Below are 15,749 nucleotides of genomic sequence, written 5' to 3' on the forward strand. Positions count from 1 at the left end.
TTTATTCAACTATTTCCTACTAAACATTTTGACCTTACTTTATATTTAACAAAATACATTTGTAATATTTCCATTTTATCCCCCAAAAAACAACCCATTAATGAAGATATACATCACTATAAACCTTTGCGCTTTCATTCGCAAACATTTTTATTTCCAAAATTACCAATTGGATTGGTAATGGTTCATTTATATAGGTAGAGAAAGTCGATCCATACTTCATTTCCGATTAAGTGAAACTTTAATCAATGGGGGATTCACCCTCCACTGATTATATTCGGGCTGTTACTACCTTAAAATAGCGGAATAAAAAATCCCCCTATACGCTTTCTTAGTAAAGGGGGGATTCCATCTGTTTATTTATTTTGGTACATTGCGCTTACTTGCTTTTGTAGTTCTTCATTTTCTAAGTACTCATCGTAAGTCGTTTCTTTATCGATTACACCATTTGGTGTGACTTCAATAATACGATTTGCAATTGTTTGTACAAATTGATGGTCATGAGATGTAAATAGAATTGTACCTTTAAATGCGATTAAACCGTTGTTTAATGCTGTAATAGATTCAAGATCTAAGTGGTTCGTTGGGTCATCAAGTACTAGTACATTCGCACCGCTTAGCATCATTTTTGATAACATACAACGTACTTTTTCTCCCCCAGATAATACAGAAACATTCTTCTTCACTTCTTCACCAGAGAATAACATGCGGCCTAAGAAACCACGTAAGAAGCTTTCAGATTCATCTTGTGGTGAGAATTGGCGCAACCATTCAACTAGATTATATTCACTGTTTTCAAAGTATGTAGAGTTATCTCTTGGGAAGTACGATTGAGATGTTGTCACACCCCATTTGAACGAACCGCTATCTGGCTCCATTTCACCCATAAGAATTTTAAATAATGTTGTCATCGCAATATCGTTACGTCCAATAAATGCAACTTTATCACCTTTATTTAAAGTAAAGTACACATTATCTAACACTTTTTCTCCATCAATTGTTTTTGAAAGACCTTCAACCGTTAATAAGTCATTTCCTACTTCACGTTCTGGCGTGAAACCAACGAATGGATAACGGCGTGATGATGGTTTAATATCATCTAATGTAATTTTATCTAATAATTTTTTACGGGAAGTTGCTTGCTTTGCTTTTGATGCATTTGAGCTAAAACGTGCAATAAAGTTTTGTAACTCTTTTATTTTCTCTTCTTTTTTCTTATTTGCATCTTGCGTTAATTTTAACGCTAATTGACTTGATTCATACCAGAAGTCATAGTTACCAACATACAGTTGAATTTTACCGAAATCAAGGTCAGCCATGTGCGTACATACTTTATTTAAGAAATGACGATCATGGGATACAACGATAACAGTATTTTCAAAGTTCATTAAAAAGTTTTCTAACCATTGAATTGCTTTTAAATCTAAGTGGTTGGTAGGCTCATCTAATAATAGAACATCTGGTTGACCGAATAAAGCTTGCGCAAGTAATACTTTTACTTTCTCTGCACCTGTTAATTCAGACATCTTCTTATCATGAAGCTCTTCACCAATACCAAGTCCTTTTAAAAGAATAGCAGCTTCTGATTCCGCTTCCCAACCGTTAAGCTCAGCGAACTCACCTTCAAGCTCTGCAGCGCGCATACCATCTTCATCACTGAAATCTTCTTTCATATAAATCGCATTTTTCTCTTGCATCACTTCGTATAAACGAGTGTGACCCATAATAACTGTTTCTAATACTGGAAACTCTTCATATTCGAAGTGGTTCTGTTTTAATACCGCTAAACGCTCACCTGGCGTAATATGTACATCACCCGTTGTCGGCTCAATTTCTCCAGATAAAATCTTTAGAAATGTTGATTTACCAGCACCGTTTGCTCCAATTAAGCCGTAGCAATTACCCGGCGTGAATTTTATGTTAACATCTTCAAACAATTTGCGATCCGCAAAACGCAAACTAACGTTACTTACTGTAATCATTTGGTTCCTCCAATTTCGATACTTTTATTACATACTCCACTTACTATATCATATTTAACATGTTAAAGGTATATCCAATCCTCTTTGTATATTGTCAACTGAAATTTTTCTTCTCACCTCCTATCCTACTTCTTTTATTCGCACTAACGTCGCTATAATCCTATATAAAAGTAATAGTACTCCATTTCAACATGCAGCAGAAGTAAAAAATGAATCCAAAATAGACTATTCCTTCATGCTTGATTGATGAAGACGAATCATTACTAAGAAATTGGCGCTTTACTGATGAAAGTTTTAATCGTCGTCGAGGTTTTCTTCAAGTCTAATGTAGCTGGAACAATTCGCTTGCTTAATAGTATTACACATTTTGAAGGTGTTAAATTCCCTTCGCCAGCGACTTAGATATAAAACAATCGACATTTTTTCTGTTAACCTCTTTTTATTTTACTTGTAGTTTACTTAATGTCCCAAAAAACTCCGGGTATGAAACTCCAACGGCGTCAGCATCTTCAATAACTGTTTTGCCATTTGCTAAAGAACCTGCAATCGCTAACATCATGCCAATACGATGGTCTCCATGACTATTTACGGTAGCTCCCATTAAATTAGACTTACCATAAATAATCATTCCATCATCGGTTGCTTCAATTTGAGCACCGAGTTTTGTTAATTCTGCAACAACTGTATTAATACGATTCGTTTCTTTTACTTTCAATTCATGGGCATCTTTAATGACAGTCATTCCTTCTGCCTGTGTTGCCGCTAAAGCGATAATAGGAATTTCATCGATAAGTCTTGGAATAATATCTCCTGCAATTTCTATTCCTTGCAGCGTCGATGTTTCAATCGTAAGACGAGCAGCTAGTTCAACTGCTTCCTGATCAATCGGCTCTATCTTTAATTTCGCTCCCATTTTCATTAGAACATCTATAATTCCTGTACGAGTTGGATTCATTCCGACATTTTGTAAAATAAGTTTACTATTTGGCAAAACTGCTCCTGCGACTAAGAAAAAGGCTGCTGAAGATATATCGCCAGGAACTGTTATATTCGTCGCTAGTAGCTTTTGTCCACCAGCTAGTTTTACTGTTTTCCCCTCACGTGTTACAGTAACACCGAACGCCTCCAGCATTCTTTCTGTATGATCTCGCGAAATATGCGGTTCTGTAACAGCCGTTACACCTTTTGCAGTGAGCCCTGCCAGTAAAACTGCTGACTTCACTTGTGCACTCGCAATAGGAGATTGATAGTCAATCGCCGTTAAATTCCCGCCACGTATTGTAAGTGGCGTAAACGTCCCTTCTTCTCTTCCATCAATGTTTGCTCCCATTTGTTTCAGCGGGACTGTAACTCGTTTCATCGGCCTTTTTGCAATAGAAGAATCTCCTTGTATGCAGGAATAAAATGGCGTATTTGCAAGTATTCCAGACATTAAACGAATCGTTGTTCCTGAGTTTCCAACATCTAAAACATGTTTCGGCTCTTGTAGTCCTTCTAATCCTTTTCCAATAACAACTACTTCCTCATCCTCTTGCTTTATTTCTACTCCCATTTCTTTAAAACAAGAAATCGTACTTAAACAATCCGCACCAGGTAAAAATCCTTTAATCGTTGTTGTTCCTTCTGCAATCGCTCCAAACATCACAGCGCGATGCGAAATAGATTTATCGCCGGGAATTTGAATTGTTCCTCTTAATCCATTTTTCACACGTTGTATCACTTGTTCTTTCATCTATTTTCGCCCCCCTTTTTATATTGTTTCATATGTTTGATATTCTTCTTTTTGCAGTACTATCTTTGCTGTTTGACGATCTTCTTCCCTTTGAAAGCTAATGCGAAGCACTCCAAGCAAGCCTTCTCTCGCCTCTAATATTTGCAAGTTTGTAATGCTAATTGTTTCTTGTGCCAACACATTTGTAATATGAGCAAGTGCTCCAACTCTATCCAGTACATCAACATATAAATCATAATAAGATGGAATGGCCCCGCTTTTTCGAACAGGTAACGAATCGCGGTATTCTTTCGCATTTGCAAAGTAATGTTGTAATTCATTCGCACTGCCGCTTGCAACTGTTCTATATAACTCTTTCATTTCTACAATCCATTCTTCTAAAAGTTCTAATATATGATCTTGATTTTGTTTCACAATATCGCTCCACATTTTCGGACTGCTTGAAGCAATTCTTGTAATATCTTTAAAACCACCGGCAGCTAATTGATGAATGAGCGGGTTAGCACTAGCATGTTTCTCAACTTGCTTCACTAATCCAGCTGCGATCAAATGTGGAAAATGGCTGACTACTCCAGTTACATAATCATGCTCTTTCGTATTTAATACGAGAAAATGAGAACCTGTCCCTTTCAACCATTCTTGTAATTCTTCAACACGCTCATCTAATACGTGATTCATAGGTGTTAAAATATAAAATGCATTTTCAAATAGATGCGCTTTTGCACTTTCCACTCCTGTTTTATGGGATCCTGCCATCGGATGTCCTCCGATAAAAGAGACTTTCTTTGAGAATAAGCTTTCCGCTTCTTTCATAATAGTCCCTTTCGTACTCCCTACATCTGTCACAATGACATCCTCCCGTAAATGAAAGGACGCAAGTTTGTGTAACAGTTTCCTTGTTTCTTCAACAGGGGAAGCAAAAATAATGACATGTGCCTCCTCACATGCACGCTGTAAATCTAGCGCCACTTCATCTACTACATGTAATTCTTTGGCGCGCTCTACTCGATCTTTATATATGTCATAACCGATCACTGTTACAGCATATTCTTTTTTTATGGCTAGTGCGAGAGAACCACCTATTAACCCCGTCCCAATTAATACAACTTTTTTACGCATTTTCCTCATCTCGAGACGTACTTGTTTTCTTTTCAAAGTGTTGTTTTAACACGGAAATCACTCCTTCATTCTGCTCCTGAGTTCCTATTGTAATCCGAACACCATTTGGAAATGGACGAATAATGAAACCAGCATGTGCACAAGCTTCATATATCTCTTGTGCATGTTCTATCGGTAAAAAGATAAAATTCGTTTGAGATGGATAATATGCAACCTCATTTTCATGACAGAACCTTTCATATTGTTGTATCCCTTCACGATTCCTTCGAACAACCTCTTTCATGAAGTCATCATCAGTAAAAGCAATGGCTGCGGCTTTTTGTGCAAATGAAGATACATTAAAAGGTAAACGAACAACATTTAATTTCTCAATTAACGTTTTATCTCCGACTGCATATCCAATGCGAAACGATGCTAAGCCGTATGCTTTAGAAAATGTTCGGAGTATAAGAAGATTTTTATGGTTCACTAGAAGCGATAATGTTTCTGGAAAATCTTGCGCAACTACATATTCATAGTACGCTTCATCTATAACAATTAACGTTTGCTTACTTACTTTTTCTATCAATTGACTTAATTTTCGCTCATTAATGTATGTGCCTGTTGGATTATTCGGATTACAAATCCATACGATTTTTGTCTGTTCATCAATTGCTAAGCACATACGATCTAAGTCATGTACACCATTTTTTAATGGAACTTCTTTCACTTCACATCCTTCAATGATCGCATGATGACGATACTGCGGAAATGTAGCTCCAGCGGTTACAATATTATCGCCTGCGCAAAGCATCGCGCGGCTAATGATTTGAATGACTTCATCCAGTCCGCTTCCACATAAAATTTGTTCTTTTTGAACGCCTAGTTTATTTGCAACGATCTTTCTAAGCTCTAGCGCCTCGCCATCCGGATATAAAGCATGCTCACGCCATTCTTTTTGTAATTCTTCCATCACTCGTGGCGAGCAGCCAAATAGATTTTCGTTTGATGCTAATTTCACAAATGAATGATTTTCGTATATTTCTTTCATTTGCTCTGGTGATTTCCCTGGTTTATACGGCTTTAATGATGATAATTGCTCTTTCACTCTCATTTATCCTCTCCCCTTCCTTAAAATTCTTTTGCGTATTTGTTATGCTGCATTATATTTTGAGCAATTAACTCCATACGATCTTTTCCGAATTGTTCCACTAACGCATCCGCAAGTTCCCATGCAACGACAGCTTCTGCCACAATACTTGCAGCTGGAACCGCGCAGCTATCAGATCTTTCAATACTTGCGTGGAATGCTTCTTTCGTATCTATATCTACACTTGCAAGCGGTTTATATAATGTAGGAATTGGCTTCATTACACCTCTTACAACTATTGGCATGCCTGTTGTCATACCGCCTTCTAGTCCACCCGCATGATTTGTTCGGCGCATATACCCTTTTTCTTCGTCCCATAAAATTTCATCATGCACTTGACTTCCTGGTTTTCTTGCCGCTTCAAATCCAATCCCAATTTCAGCACCTTTAAAAGCATTAATACTCATCATCGCAGCAGCCAGTTTCGCATCCAGTTTGCGGTCATAATGAACATAGCTACCAACACCGATTGGCATTCCTTCTGCAATAACTTCAACTATCCCGCCAATTGAATCTCCATTTGCTTTCGCGTTATCAATCGCTTCCATCATTTCTTGTTCTACTTCTTTATCTAAACAGCGAACAGGTGAATTTTCCGTAATATTCCGAATTTCCTCTATTGAAAAATCCCCTTGATATTTTGCTTCCACGCCTCCAATTGCTAGAACATGTCCTGCAATTTGAATACCTAACTCGGCTAAAATTTGTTTTGCTACTGCCCCAGCTGCTACTCTTACTGTTGTCTCTCTCGCAGAAGATCTCTCTAATACATTTCGTATATCGCGATGACCATATTTAATGGCGCCATTCAAATCGGCATGCCCTGGACGCGGCTTTGTAATCGTACGTTTCATCTCTTTCCTTTCTTCCTTTGAAATCGGTGCTGCTCCCATCACTTTTGTCCAATGCTTAAAATCATCATTTGTCACGATTAATGTAATCGGAGAGCCAAGTGTCATGCCGTGGCGCACACCACTTACAATTTTCACTGTATCCGTCTCGATTTGCATACGTCTTCCTCGTCCATACCCTTTTTGTCTTCTTAATAACTCTTTATTGATCTGTTCCGCTGTTAATGCTAGTCCTGCTGGTACTCCTTCTAAAATAACGGTTAACTGCGGTCCATGTGATTCTCCAGCTGTAATATATCTCATTTTCCCTTTCTCCTTTCCAATTTTTTGTACAAAAAAGTCCCTACTGAGCGCTCAGTAGGGACGATTCAAATCGCGGTACCACCCTAATTGTAGACCGTCTTCGTCTACCCCTTACCATTGTTAACGGTCCAAATAACCGTCTTTTCCTTCATACAGATTTCACACCATACTACGAAAAAGATGCTCCAAGGTTGTAATTCATGCTTATCTTTGTACTGATTTTCACCATCCATCAGCTCTCTATAACAGGGAGATAAGCATTACTGTTTCCCTTTCTTCGCATATTCTATATGAACTTAAGATAATTTATTTTTGAATTCTTTTAACTCTCCCATGAATCTATGGAATTCTGGAATATCCATTTGCTGTGCTGAGTCAGATAATGCAACAGCTGGGTCTGGATGTACTTCTGCCATTACTGCATCTGCTCCAATTGCTAACGCTGCTTTTGCAGTCGGTAATAATAAATCTCTGCGTCCTGTTGAATGTGTTACATCAACAACAACTGGTAAATGTGTTTCTTTTTTCAAAATTGGTACTGCTGAAATATCTAACGTATTACGAGTTGCTTTTTCATATGTGCGAATGCCGCGTTCACATAAAATAATTTGATCATTTCCTTGTGCAATAATGTATTCAGCTGCATGCATGAACTCATCAATTGTTGCTGCTAAACCTCGTTTGAGTAATACAGGTTTATTCACTTTCCCTACAGCTCTTAATAAATCAAAGTTTTGCATGTTTCGTGCTCCAACTTGAATGACATCAACGTAATCAAGAGCCATTTCCACATCGTTCGGATTTAAAATTTCACTAATAATTGCTAAATCAAACTCATCAGCCACTTGTCGTAAAATTTGTAATCCTTCTACTCCTAGACCTTGGAAATCATATGGTGAGGTTCTCGGTTTGAACGCTCCCCCGCGCATTAATTTTAATCCTTGCTCTTTCATCGCTTGCGCAACTTGACGAACTTGCTCTAAACTTTCTACTGCACAAGGTCCCATAATGAATGATTGTGTTCCACTACCTAATCGCTCCCCTTTTACATCAACAATTGTATTTTCTTGTTTCTTCTTACGAGAAACAAGGAGCGCTTTACGGTTATCATCCTCTTGAAGCTCTAAGCTTGCTTTGAAGATTGTTTTGAAAATGTGTTGAACCGTTGATGTCTCAAATGGTCCTTCATTATGCTCCGCAATCATATCCAGTACTTCGCGCTCGCGAACGGGATCAAAGCGTTTCGTTCCTTGCAGTTGCTTTTGTTCACCAATTTTTTGAACAATTCTACCTCTTTCATTTAAAAGCTGTAATAGCTGTAAATTAATTTCATCCACCTGTTTACGTAATTGTTCTAATTCATGATTCGCCATTTTTATATCCTCCTCAAATGTATAAAAGTATAGTAAAAGAAATAAAATTCTCCATTTTCTGAATCAACAAACTAAACACTTAACACATGAAATCGATACCGCCTTTTCTGTGTACAAAAAATCCCTACTGATTTCTTCAGTAGGGACGATATTTATCGCGGTACCACCCTATTTGCAGACTAACTTCATCTACCTCTCTTCACTGTTAACGATCCATCGACCGTCTTTCCCTTCATAAAGACGTTTCTCTTTACTACGAAAAAGATGCTCCAGGACTGTAATTCACACTTGTTTTTGTACTGGTTTACACCACCCACCAGCTCTCTGTTACAGGGAAACAACTGCTACTATTATTCCTTTCACTGCATTTCCTATTCCTTTTTCAAGTTGGACCACAAAAATACAAAAAGTCCCTACTGATCCAATCAGTAGGGACGATATTTATCGCGGTACCACCCTATTTGTAGACTACCTTCGTCTACCTCTCTTCACTGTTAACGATCAAATGACCGCCTTTTCCTCATAAAGATATATCACTCTATTCCGAAAAAGATGCTCCAAGACTGTAATTCATGATAATCCCTGTACTGATTCACACCAACCATCAGCTCTCTGTTACAGGAAGATTCTCACTACTGTGATCTCTTCATTGCACTTTATTTATTCAAATGTTTTTGAAATTGAATAAGTATGATTCGTATTATAGAACTCTTTTTTTAATACTGTCAATAACTTTTTATCTATTTTTTTAAAATTCCGCTTTTCACTTATGATTCTTGCTGAAAATTTGCTACTACAATGCCAATTCGAATCATTTCATTTTGAATTGCGGTCAATATCTCACCATCTACATGACAAGTCTCTAACATTTCTTTCATTTGTATCATTTCATTTTTAAAGGAACTCGCGTCTTGCACAATTTGTAGCAAAATAAAAAATAGTTTCGCATATGCTTGTGCATGAGCTATTACCTTTTCTTTTCTCGCTAAAATCGTCAACAGTAATTGTTTCATTTCCGTCTCTGAACAGTGTTCGATCGGAATTGAAAAGCAGTTCAAAATGGTGTACAACCCTTTTTCTGCTACTTCATTCATATAAAAAACAAAACGCAATAACATTACGTATTCTCGTCCAGTTATCAAGCTCATTTTCGGGCGTTCCTTTAAAAATGTAGCTAACCACGAATCCCAAAATTTCTGTTTCTCTCGCGTGCTCAATGTTTTTACATAATAGCACAAGTGTTCCAGAAACTTTATTTTGTCATGCTCTTTTTCTTGTATAAATATCATGTAAACCCAGTCTGTTCTCTGCTCCCAATACAACACACACTTAATACATACAAAGCTTAACCATTTTAAAAAGACTTGTTTTGTGTGTGGGTGCAATAACTCTAAATGCTCAGCTGCATATTTAATATATTTTTTTATTTCTGTAAATAACGGCAAATTAATTTGTGTATAGCATAGCCCTGCCCATGCATATTTCATCGCTTTATGTTCTCTATTTAAATCAAAATAAGGAAGTAAATACTTTCTGCACCATTGTTTTTCAATGTGGAACAAAAATGTAACATCAGCCGTTAAACGTGCTAACATAAAATACGTTCTCTCAGAAGCGACCTTAATTTGCTCTTCAAATAAAAATAAATATTCATGTATATTGCGATCATATAAATGATCATATGCTAATAGTTTTAATAAAACTGACGTCATTTTTCCCACTGGATGCTGAATTGATTTATTATAAAAATCAAATTCTCCTACTTTAAAACTGTTCTCTTCTTTCATGATATGCGGGAATAAAGAAAATGCAAATCGCTTCACTGCCCGAATCTGATTTTCTTGAAACTCTTCTAATCGATTACTAATCTCATACAAGAAGCTACTAATCAACCAATAAAATGCGGGATTTCGTACAAACTGTTGCAATAGCGGAATAATCTTTTGAATTTGCTCATTTGTCAACTTTCGATTATTCCTCCATTCTCTAATGCAAACAAACCATATCTCATTACTTACTCCCTGCTCTCCTATAAGCTGATAGGCAAGTGTAATACCCCAATCTACATTCAACTTACAAGCTTTTGATAACATCTCTAAAAAATGACGTTGTTCAAATGAATCGTCATTTGAAAATAACAAAATTTGTTTCTTTATTTCATGACCTTTCAGTTCTAATAACCCATCAGCTGTTACGTTACATATAATGTTTGGAGCCATAACTTCTTCTTTTTTCTCACTGTATTGATTCGAAGTAAAATGCGGATGCGTTTGTTGCATTGTGCGATAAGCTCTGGCAGTACTCGTACTATTTGCATCACATATGTACAATAAATCTAGCACAAGGCACGCATCAAAAAACCTTTCACTTTCAAGCTGTTTCATCACTTCTTGAATGACTTCTTTCTTCGTTTTTTCTAATGCATTTTGATAATGTTTTTTCAGGAATTGAAACACTTCATGCTTATATGTAAAATCTAAAATAAGTTGGTGTTTTCGCAACCACATTAACTTTTCATCAGCTGTTACAAATGTATTTTTACTCATTGTTTCAATCGCAATTTTCTTTTGTAATATACTATCTGTGTCGATCATTTGCGCGATATAATACGCCGATTTCTCTTTATTATGCTCACATAAATAGGCGAGACATTCTTTCACAAGTCGGATTAAAAAAGTAAAATCTTTCGGTTGTAAATCGTGCTCTGAAAATTCCACTGTATGATAAAGAACACTATCTCTTTTTTGTAAAGCTGTTTGTCTTAGCGATAACATTTGCAATTTTTCCAGTCCCATAACTAAAATAGGACCTGCAAAATAGGAAATATGTGGTTTCATTTTTTCTTCCCAAATGCGTTGTACATGTGAAAACACCGGTACTGGCAAACGGCTTGATTCCTCTAATTCAACGGAATCCTGCCTATCATCTTCCCATCGTTTTACTCGTTTCAACTTAATTTTCCCATCTAAAATAAATGTTAATAATAAAACGCTAATTTCTTTATGCTCAGGGAACGAACATTTATGTAATAAATAGGAAATCTTTTCTATCGACTGACTATTATTCTCGGCTGTCTCTAATAAAAGTAGCGTCCATTTTGAAAATAATAACGGGTCCATCGGTTCTTTTGTATCTTTTAAATAGGTGCAAATGCTTCTCCAAAGTAGCGGGGATATTTTAGAATGATTTTTAAAAATGAGTTGAAATAATTCTTTTTGATGGCTAACAAGAAATTGTTCAACAAGCCACTCAGCAAGTAATTCATCCACTTCATCGTAATGGGAAATAATGCGAAATAAATTTTGTAGCTTTCCTTCTGCTTCCAACCATTCCACCCACCCATAATCACGGGCAAATTCCACAAAGTATCTAAGTGTTTCAATTTTTTTAATCGCTTGTTTAATATAAGATAATTGTTCTTGTTCAACAGATGGTGGAACTGTTACAATATCGCGAATACGCATTCTTTTTGTAATATAATTATCTCCCATCAATTCCGCCCATCGTTTTACTGCTCTAACAAGCGCTTGATGGTTATTTGCTTTATTTGGATAAACAATCGGCTTTACTCCTAAATGTTCCCAATGATACGTATTATCTCCTTGTGCAACAAAAGCGTAGCGCCTTGTACTCGGCGGTAAACCTGTCGCTAAATATTTCATAACTGGATCATTATGGCTATATCCAATAAACAAAACTGTGTAATTCGAGAATAAATCAACTAAAAAACGACGCGCCCATCCTTCTGTCAAATAAGCCCTTCCAAAATCACCATCTGTTAAAATTAAATTTTCTTTTTCTTGCTCCACATTTCCGTGTATATATGCTAATCCTTTAAACGCTCTTCCCGTCGGCAAAGCAGGGGCATAGTAAATATTAAAATCCCGGTCACTCTCTCGCATAGCAGTAGTAAAGTGCTGATCGAAGTTTGTTGTTACAATTCGTACATCCGTATCTTTCGGAAAAAGCCTTGGAATCGCATAATGCAATGGGTTCGGTTTCGATCCTTCCACGTTTACGAGATCTTTCGCAATTTGATGAACATCTTTCGTCTTTGCAATTTTACCAAGATAGTAATCGTGTGGTTCTGTTATTTCACGTTTTTCAACGTATAAAGCTTTCGCAATTTCATCAACTAAATCATCAAAGTTTGGTAAGTTTGATTTTCCTTTCATAGAAACTCCCGCTCCGACAAATAATACGAGCTTCCCTTGTTCAAGGTGATCAAATAACTCCTCTGGAATTTCTACTTCTGAAGTAATCCACATTCGGATTCCCTCCTTACCTAAAAATGTCATAACTCCTCATTTTACTATAACATTTTTCTTATAACATTTTTCAATATTTAGTCAAATTACTAACATGAAAAAATTTTTCCACCTCAATATAGCTATGATATGTATGAAGTTCTTACTTTAGAGAAAAACTATGTAGAAACGGGAGGTGTACACGTTGAGTGATATTGCTTTAGTGCTCATAAAATTTATATCTTGTATCATTGCTTTTGCCATCGGACTTGCTTTGTTTTTTCCGGCCACACTCGTTCAAATTATTTCCTTTAGTTTATTTGTAACGATTGTGTCATACGTATTTGTAGATAAAATAATCTTAGAACGCATTGGCCGATCTGCAGCTATTATGACGGATTTCCTGTTAACTTATTTAAGTGTATGGATTTTTGGAAACATTTTGCTGGATCATTACATGCAAATTGCATGGGGAAGCATTCTTTCTGCTTTAATCTTTACTTTATCTGAAGTCATTGTTCATCGTTTTTCCCATGCTCACGAACGACATAACAGCGATAACATCCGCCTCAATCGCCGCTTCTCATATGGAACAGAATTTGCAGAAGAACAAAATCCATTAGATAAAAACAAGAAAAAATAAACAAAAAGACGTCATCATTTAAAATGACGTCCTTTTTGTGCACGATTTACTGATTTTGATAATACTCATCGAACACGGACTTCGGTACCATTCCACCGCCTGTTGCCCACATCATATGTGTCGAACGATTCATCTTACCTTCTAATTTATGTTTTTTTACATAGTTTTCTTGTTGATACAATTGGACTGGACCATAGACTGCTGCTAATGCAGACGGTTCTAAACGTATATTCTCCGTATCTACCATTGCCTTTAATAATTCATAAAGTTGTTGATCTTCAACGGTATAACAACCGCTAAGAAGCGGTTCCATCATCTTTCCAACAAAACCAGATGCCCTTCCAACCGCAAGACCATCTGCTTCCGTTACATTATCAATCTCGAAATCTTGAACTGCAATTTCATCATGAAGCCCTGTCACTAAACCGAGTAACATACATGGTGAATGTGTTGGTTCTGCAAAGAAACAATGTACGGCATCACCAAATAGTAATTTTAAGCCAAAAGCAACTCCGCCAGGTCCTCCGCCAACACCACACGGCAAATAGACAAATAAAGGATGCTCTTTATCTACTTTAACATTCTTATCTTCAAGCTGCTGCTTTACTCTGGAAGCTGCAACCGCATAACCTAAAAATAAATGTTTCGAGTTCTCATCATCAATAAAATAACAGCTTGCATCTTGCTCTGCTTGTTTTCTCCCCTCTTCCACTGCTTTACTATAATCAGACTCATATTCGACAACCGTTACCCCTTTACTACGAAGCAGTTCTTTTTTCCATTCCTTTGCATCAGCTGACATATGTACCGTTACTTGAAAACCTAACTTCGCACTCATAATACCGATGCTTAGCCCTAAATTACCTGTTGATCCGACCGCAATGGAATATTGAGAAAAGAATTCTCGAAACATATCGCTATCTAACTTTGCATAATGATCTCCTTCACAAAGCAAATTGTGCTCTATCGCCAACTTCTCTGCATGCTGCAACACTTCATAAATACCACCGCGCGCTTTTATCGATCCAGAAATCGGTAAATTGTTATCACATTTTAATAAAAACCTACCTGGCATTTCCTGTGCAAAGGCATCCTCTAAATATTGCTTCATATGTCCCGTTTCAACAAGAGGAGATTCGATGATTCCGTTCATCTCTTTTGTTTCTGGAAACACTTTCGCAATATAAGGTGCAAAACGAAGCAAACGTGCCTCTGCCTCTTTCATATCCTCCGTCGTTAAAACAAAATCCTGCTTCGCTTGTTCATAAGAACTATAATTTGGATTTTCCCAAAACACTTCATTTGTTTTGATTAACTGATGTAAAATCGGATACTCCTCAGTCCACTTGCTTATTGTTTTTCCTTTAATCATTTTTTCCCACATCTCATTTTCTCCCTTACATGTCCCTATTTTACGATTCATTAAACATTCGAATCTATATATTCCTTATTGTTAACATAGACCTGTAAATCCTTTCAATCGAAGTACTATATAGTAATCAATAGCAATACTCTACATGAAGTTTCGTTGCAGCATGCTTTATCTTACGTTTGACATCCATATCTTTTAGAGCGTTTTCATTCCTGTTCCATTTATTATACAAAGAACGTTTTGAATTGTCTTCCTATAAAAAAGACCCTGTAAAACAGGATCAACACTTTTCCATAATAGCAAAATAATTCCCTTCATAGTCAGCAAAATTAAAAGCTTTCCCCGCAGGCATATTTACAATTTCGCCAACTGCCACCTTTTTATCAACAAGTTTTTTATGTAACTGCTCAATATTTTCCGTAAAAAACAGCATAGAAGGTGTATTCAAGTTTAATTCTGGCTGCATTTTCGCAATAAATTCTTTATTATGTAACACAATACTTGTTTCAGCTTCCTTCGTTGGTGCAATTTCGATCCATCTAAATCCCTTACCGTTATCTTCTTCAGCAATTAGATGAAGCCCATCTTTTCCGTCCAAAATTGTACAGCTTCCTCTTGATCCTTTACATATAACATAATTTGACCAACTTTATGAATCATCAGTTTCTCTCCTTTTCTACTTACATAGCTACATTTATTATATAAGAACATCCATTCCCTTTAAAATATTTTTTGAAATCATTTTATACTACCTACCCAAAACCTTCGAATTTATCACCCTTTTATTGTAACCGATTTATTTAGACGAAACATACAATAAAAAGCTAAAAACAATTTAACATAATTACATTATGTTAATAAAAAAGTTCCGCTTAACGCCAATTTCTTTTATTTATTCTATTAATCAATATTTTACACTTTCAGACATTTAATTTGCGACATGCGTATAAAAAATGCACATAGCAAATTCTTTTGGGACTTTTTCTACAATTTCTGAA

9 protein-coding genes, 1 pseudogene and 3 other annotated features are annotated in these 15,749 nt (G+C 36.3%); of the genes and pseudogenes, 1 reads left to right on the forward strand and 9 read right to left on the reverse strand.

Annotated features, from left to right (window positions below):
- Nucleotides 1–356: 356 nt before the first annotated feature.
- The 7 genes from MR058_RS06550 to MR058_RS06580 all read right to left on the reverse strand — a co-directional run bounded on the left by MR058_RS06550 (nucleotide 357) and on the right by MR058_RS06580 (nucleotide 12,787).
- A complete protein-coding gene (locus tag MR058_RS06550; RefSeq protein WP_242143202.1) occupies nucleotides 357–1,982 on the reverse strand; it encodes an ABC-F family ATP-binding cassette domain-containing protein in 1,626 nt (541 codons plus the stop codon).
- A 439-nt stretch (nucleotides 1,983–2,421) separates the two neighbouring features.
- Entirely contained in the window at nucleotides 2,422–3,714 is a 1,293-nt protein-coding gene (gene aroA, locus MR058_RS06555; RefSeq protein ID WP_242143203.1) for a 3-phosphoshikimate 1-carboxyvinyltransferase, read from the reverse strand.
- Nucleotides 3,715–3,732: 18 nt separating this feature from the next.
- Nucleotides 3,733–4,833, reverse strand: coding sequence for a prephenate dehydrogenase (tyrA, locus tag MR058_RS06560; protein WP_242143204.1), 1,101 nt, complete (start codon nucleotides 4,831–4,833; stop codon nucleotides 3,733–3,735).
- Nucleotides 4,826–5,926, reverse strand: coding sequence for a histidinol-phosphate transaminase (hisC, locus tag MR058_RS06565; RefSeq protein WP_242143205.1), 1,101 nt, complete (start codon nucleotides 5,924–5,926; stop codon nucleotides 4,826–4,828). Before hisC ends, tyrA begins: the two co-directional genes overlap by 8 nt.
- A 17-nt stretch (nucleotides 5,927–5,943) precedes the next feature.
- The gene (gene aroC, locus MR058_RS06570; protein WP_242143206.1) at nucleotides 5,944–7,116 is read right to left on the reverse strand and encodes a chorismate synthase; all 1,173 of its coding nucleotides are present in this window, start codon (nucleotides 7,114–7,116) and stop codon (nucleotides 5,944–5,946) included.
- 53 nt (nucleotides 7,117–7,169) lie between these two features.
- Nucleotides 7,170–7,403 (reverse strand) — a binding site (T-box leader).
- A 9-nt stretch (nucleotides 7,404–7,412) separates the two neighbouring features.
- A complete protein-coding gene (locus MR058_RS06575) occupies nucleotides 7,413–8,489 on the reverse strand; it encodes a bifunctional 3-deoxy-7-phosphoheptulonate synthase/chorismate mutase (RefSeq protein ID WP_242143207.1) in 1,077 nt (358 codons plus the stop codon).
- A gap of 138 nt (nucleotides 8,490–8,627) precedes the next feature.
- Nucleotides 8,628–8,861 (reverse strand) — a binding site (T-box leader).
- 55 nt (nucleotides 8,862–8,916) lie between these two features.
- Nucleotides 8,917–9,148 (reverse strand) — a binding site (T-box leader).
- 108 nt (nucleotides 9,149–9,256) lie between these two features.
- On the reverse strand, nucleotides 9,257–12,787 hold the full coding sequence (locus tag MR058_RS06580) for a DUF4020 domain-containing protein (RefSeq protein WP_242143208.1): 3,531 nt from the start codon (nucleotides 12,785–12,787) through the stop codon (nucleotides 9,257–9,259).
- A gap of 154 nt (nucleotides 12,788–12,941) precedes the next feature.
- Here MR058_RS06580 and MR058_RS06585 point away from each other — a divergent pair, with 154 nt between their 5' ends.
- On the forward strand, nucleotides 12,942–13,379 hold the full coding sequence (locus MR058_RS06585; protein WP_242143209.1) for a YndM family protein: 438 nt from the start codon (nucleotides 12,942–12,944) through the stop codon (nucleotides 13,377–13,379).
- Between the two features lie 46 nt (nucleotides 13,380–13,425).
- Here the strand turns inward: MR058_RS06585 and MR058_RS06590 are convergent, their stop codons facing one another.
- Together MR058_RS06590 and MR058_RS06595 are read right to left on the reverse strand one after the other, a co-directional pair.
- Nucleotides 13,426–14,763, reverse strand: a complete 1,338-nt coding sequence (locus tag MR058_RS06590) for a D-serine ammonia-lyase (protein ID WP_242143210.1) — start codon at nucleotides 14,761–14,763, stop codon at nucleotides 13,426–13,428.
- Between the two features lie 268 nt (nucleotides 14,764–15,031).
- A pseudogene (locus MR058_RS06595) lies at nucleotides 15,032–15,411 on the reverse strand (VOC family protein).
- Nucleotides 15,412–15,749 lie beyond the last annotated feature (338 nt).

It is taken from the genome of Bacillus cereus group sp. BfR-BA-01430, from assembly GCF_022663115.1.
In the GTDB taxonomy this organism is placed as follows: Bacteria; Bacillota; Bacilli; order Bacillales; family Bacillaceae_G; genus Bacillus_A; species Bacillus_A cereus_BD.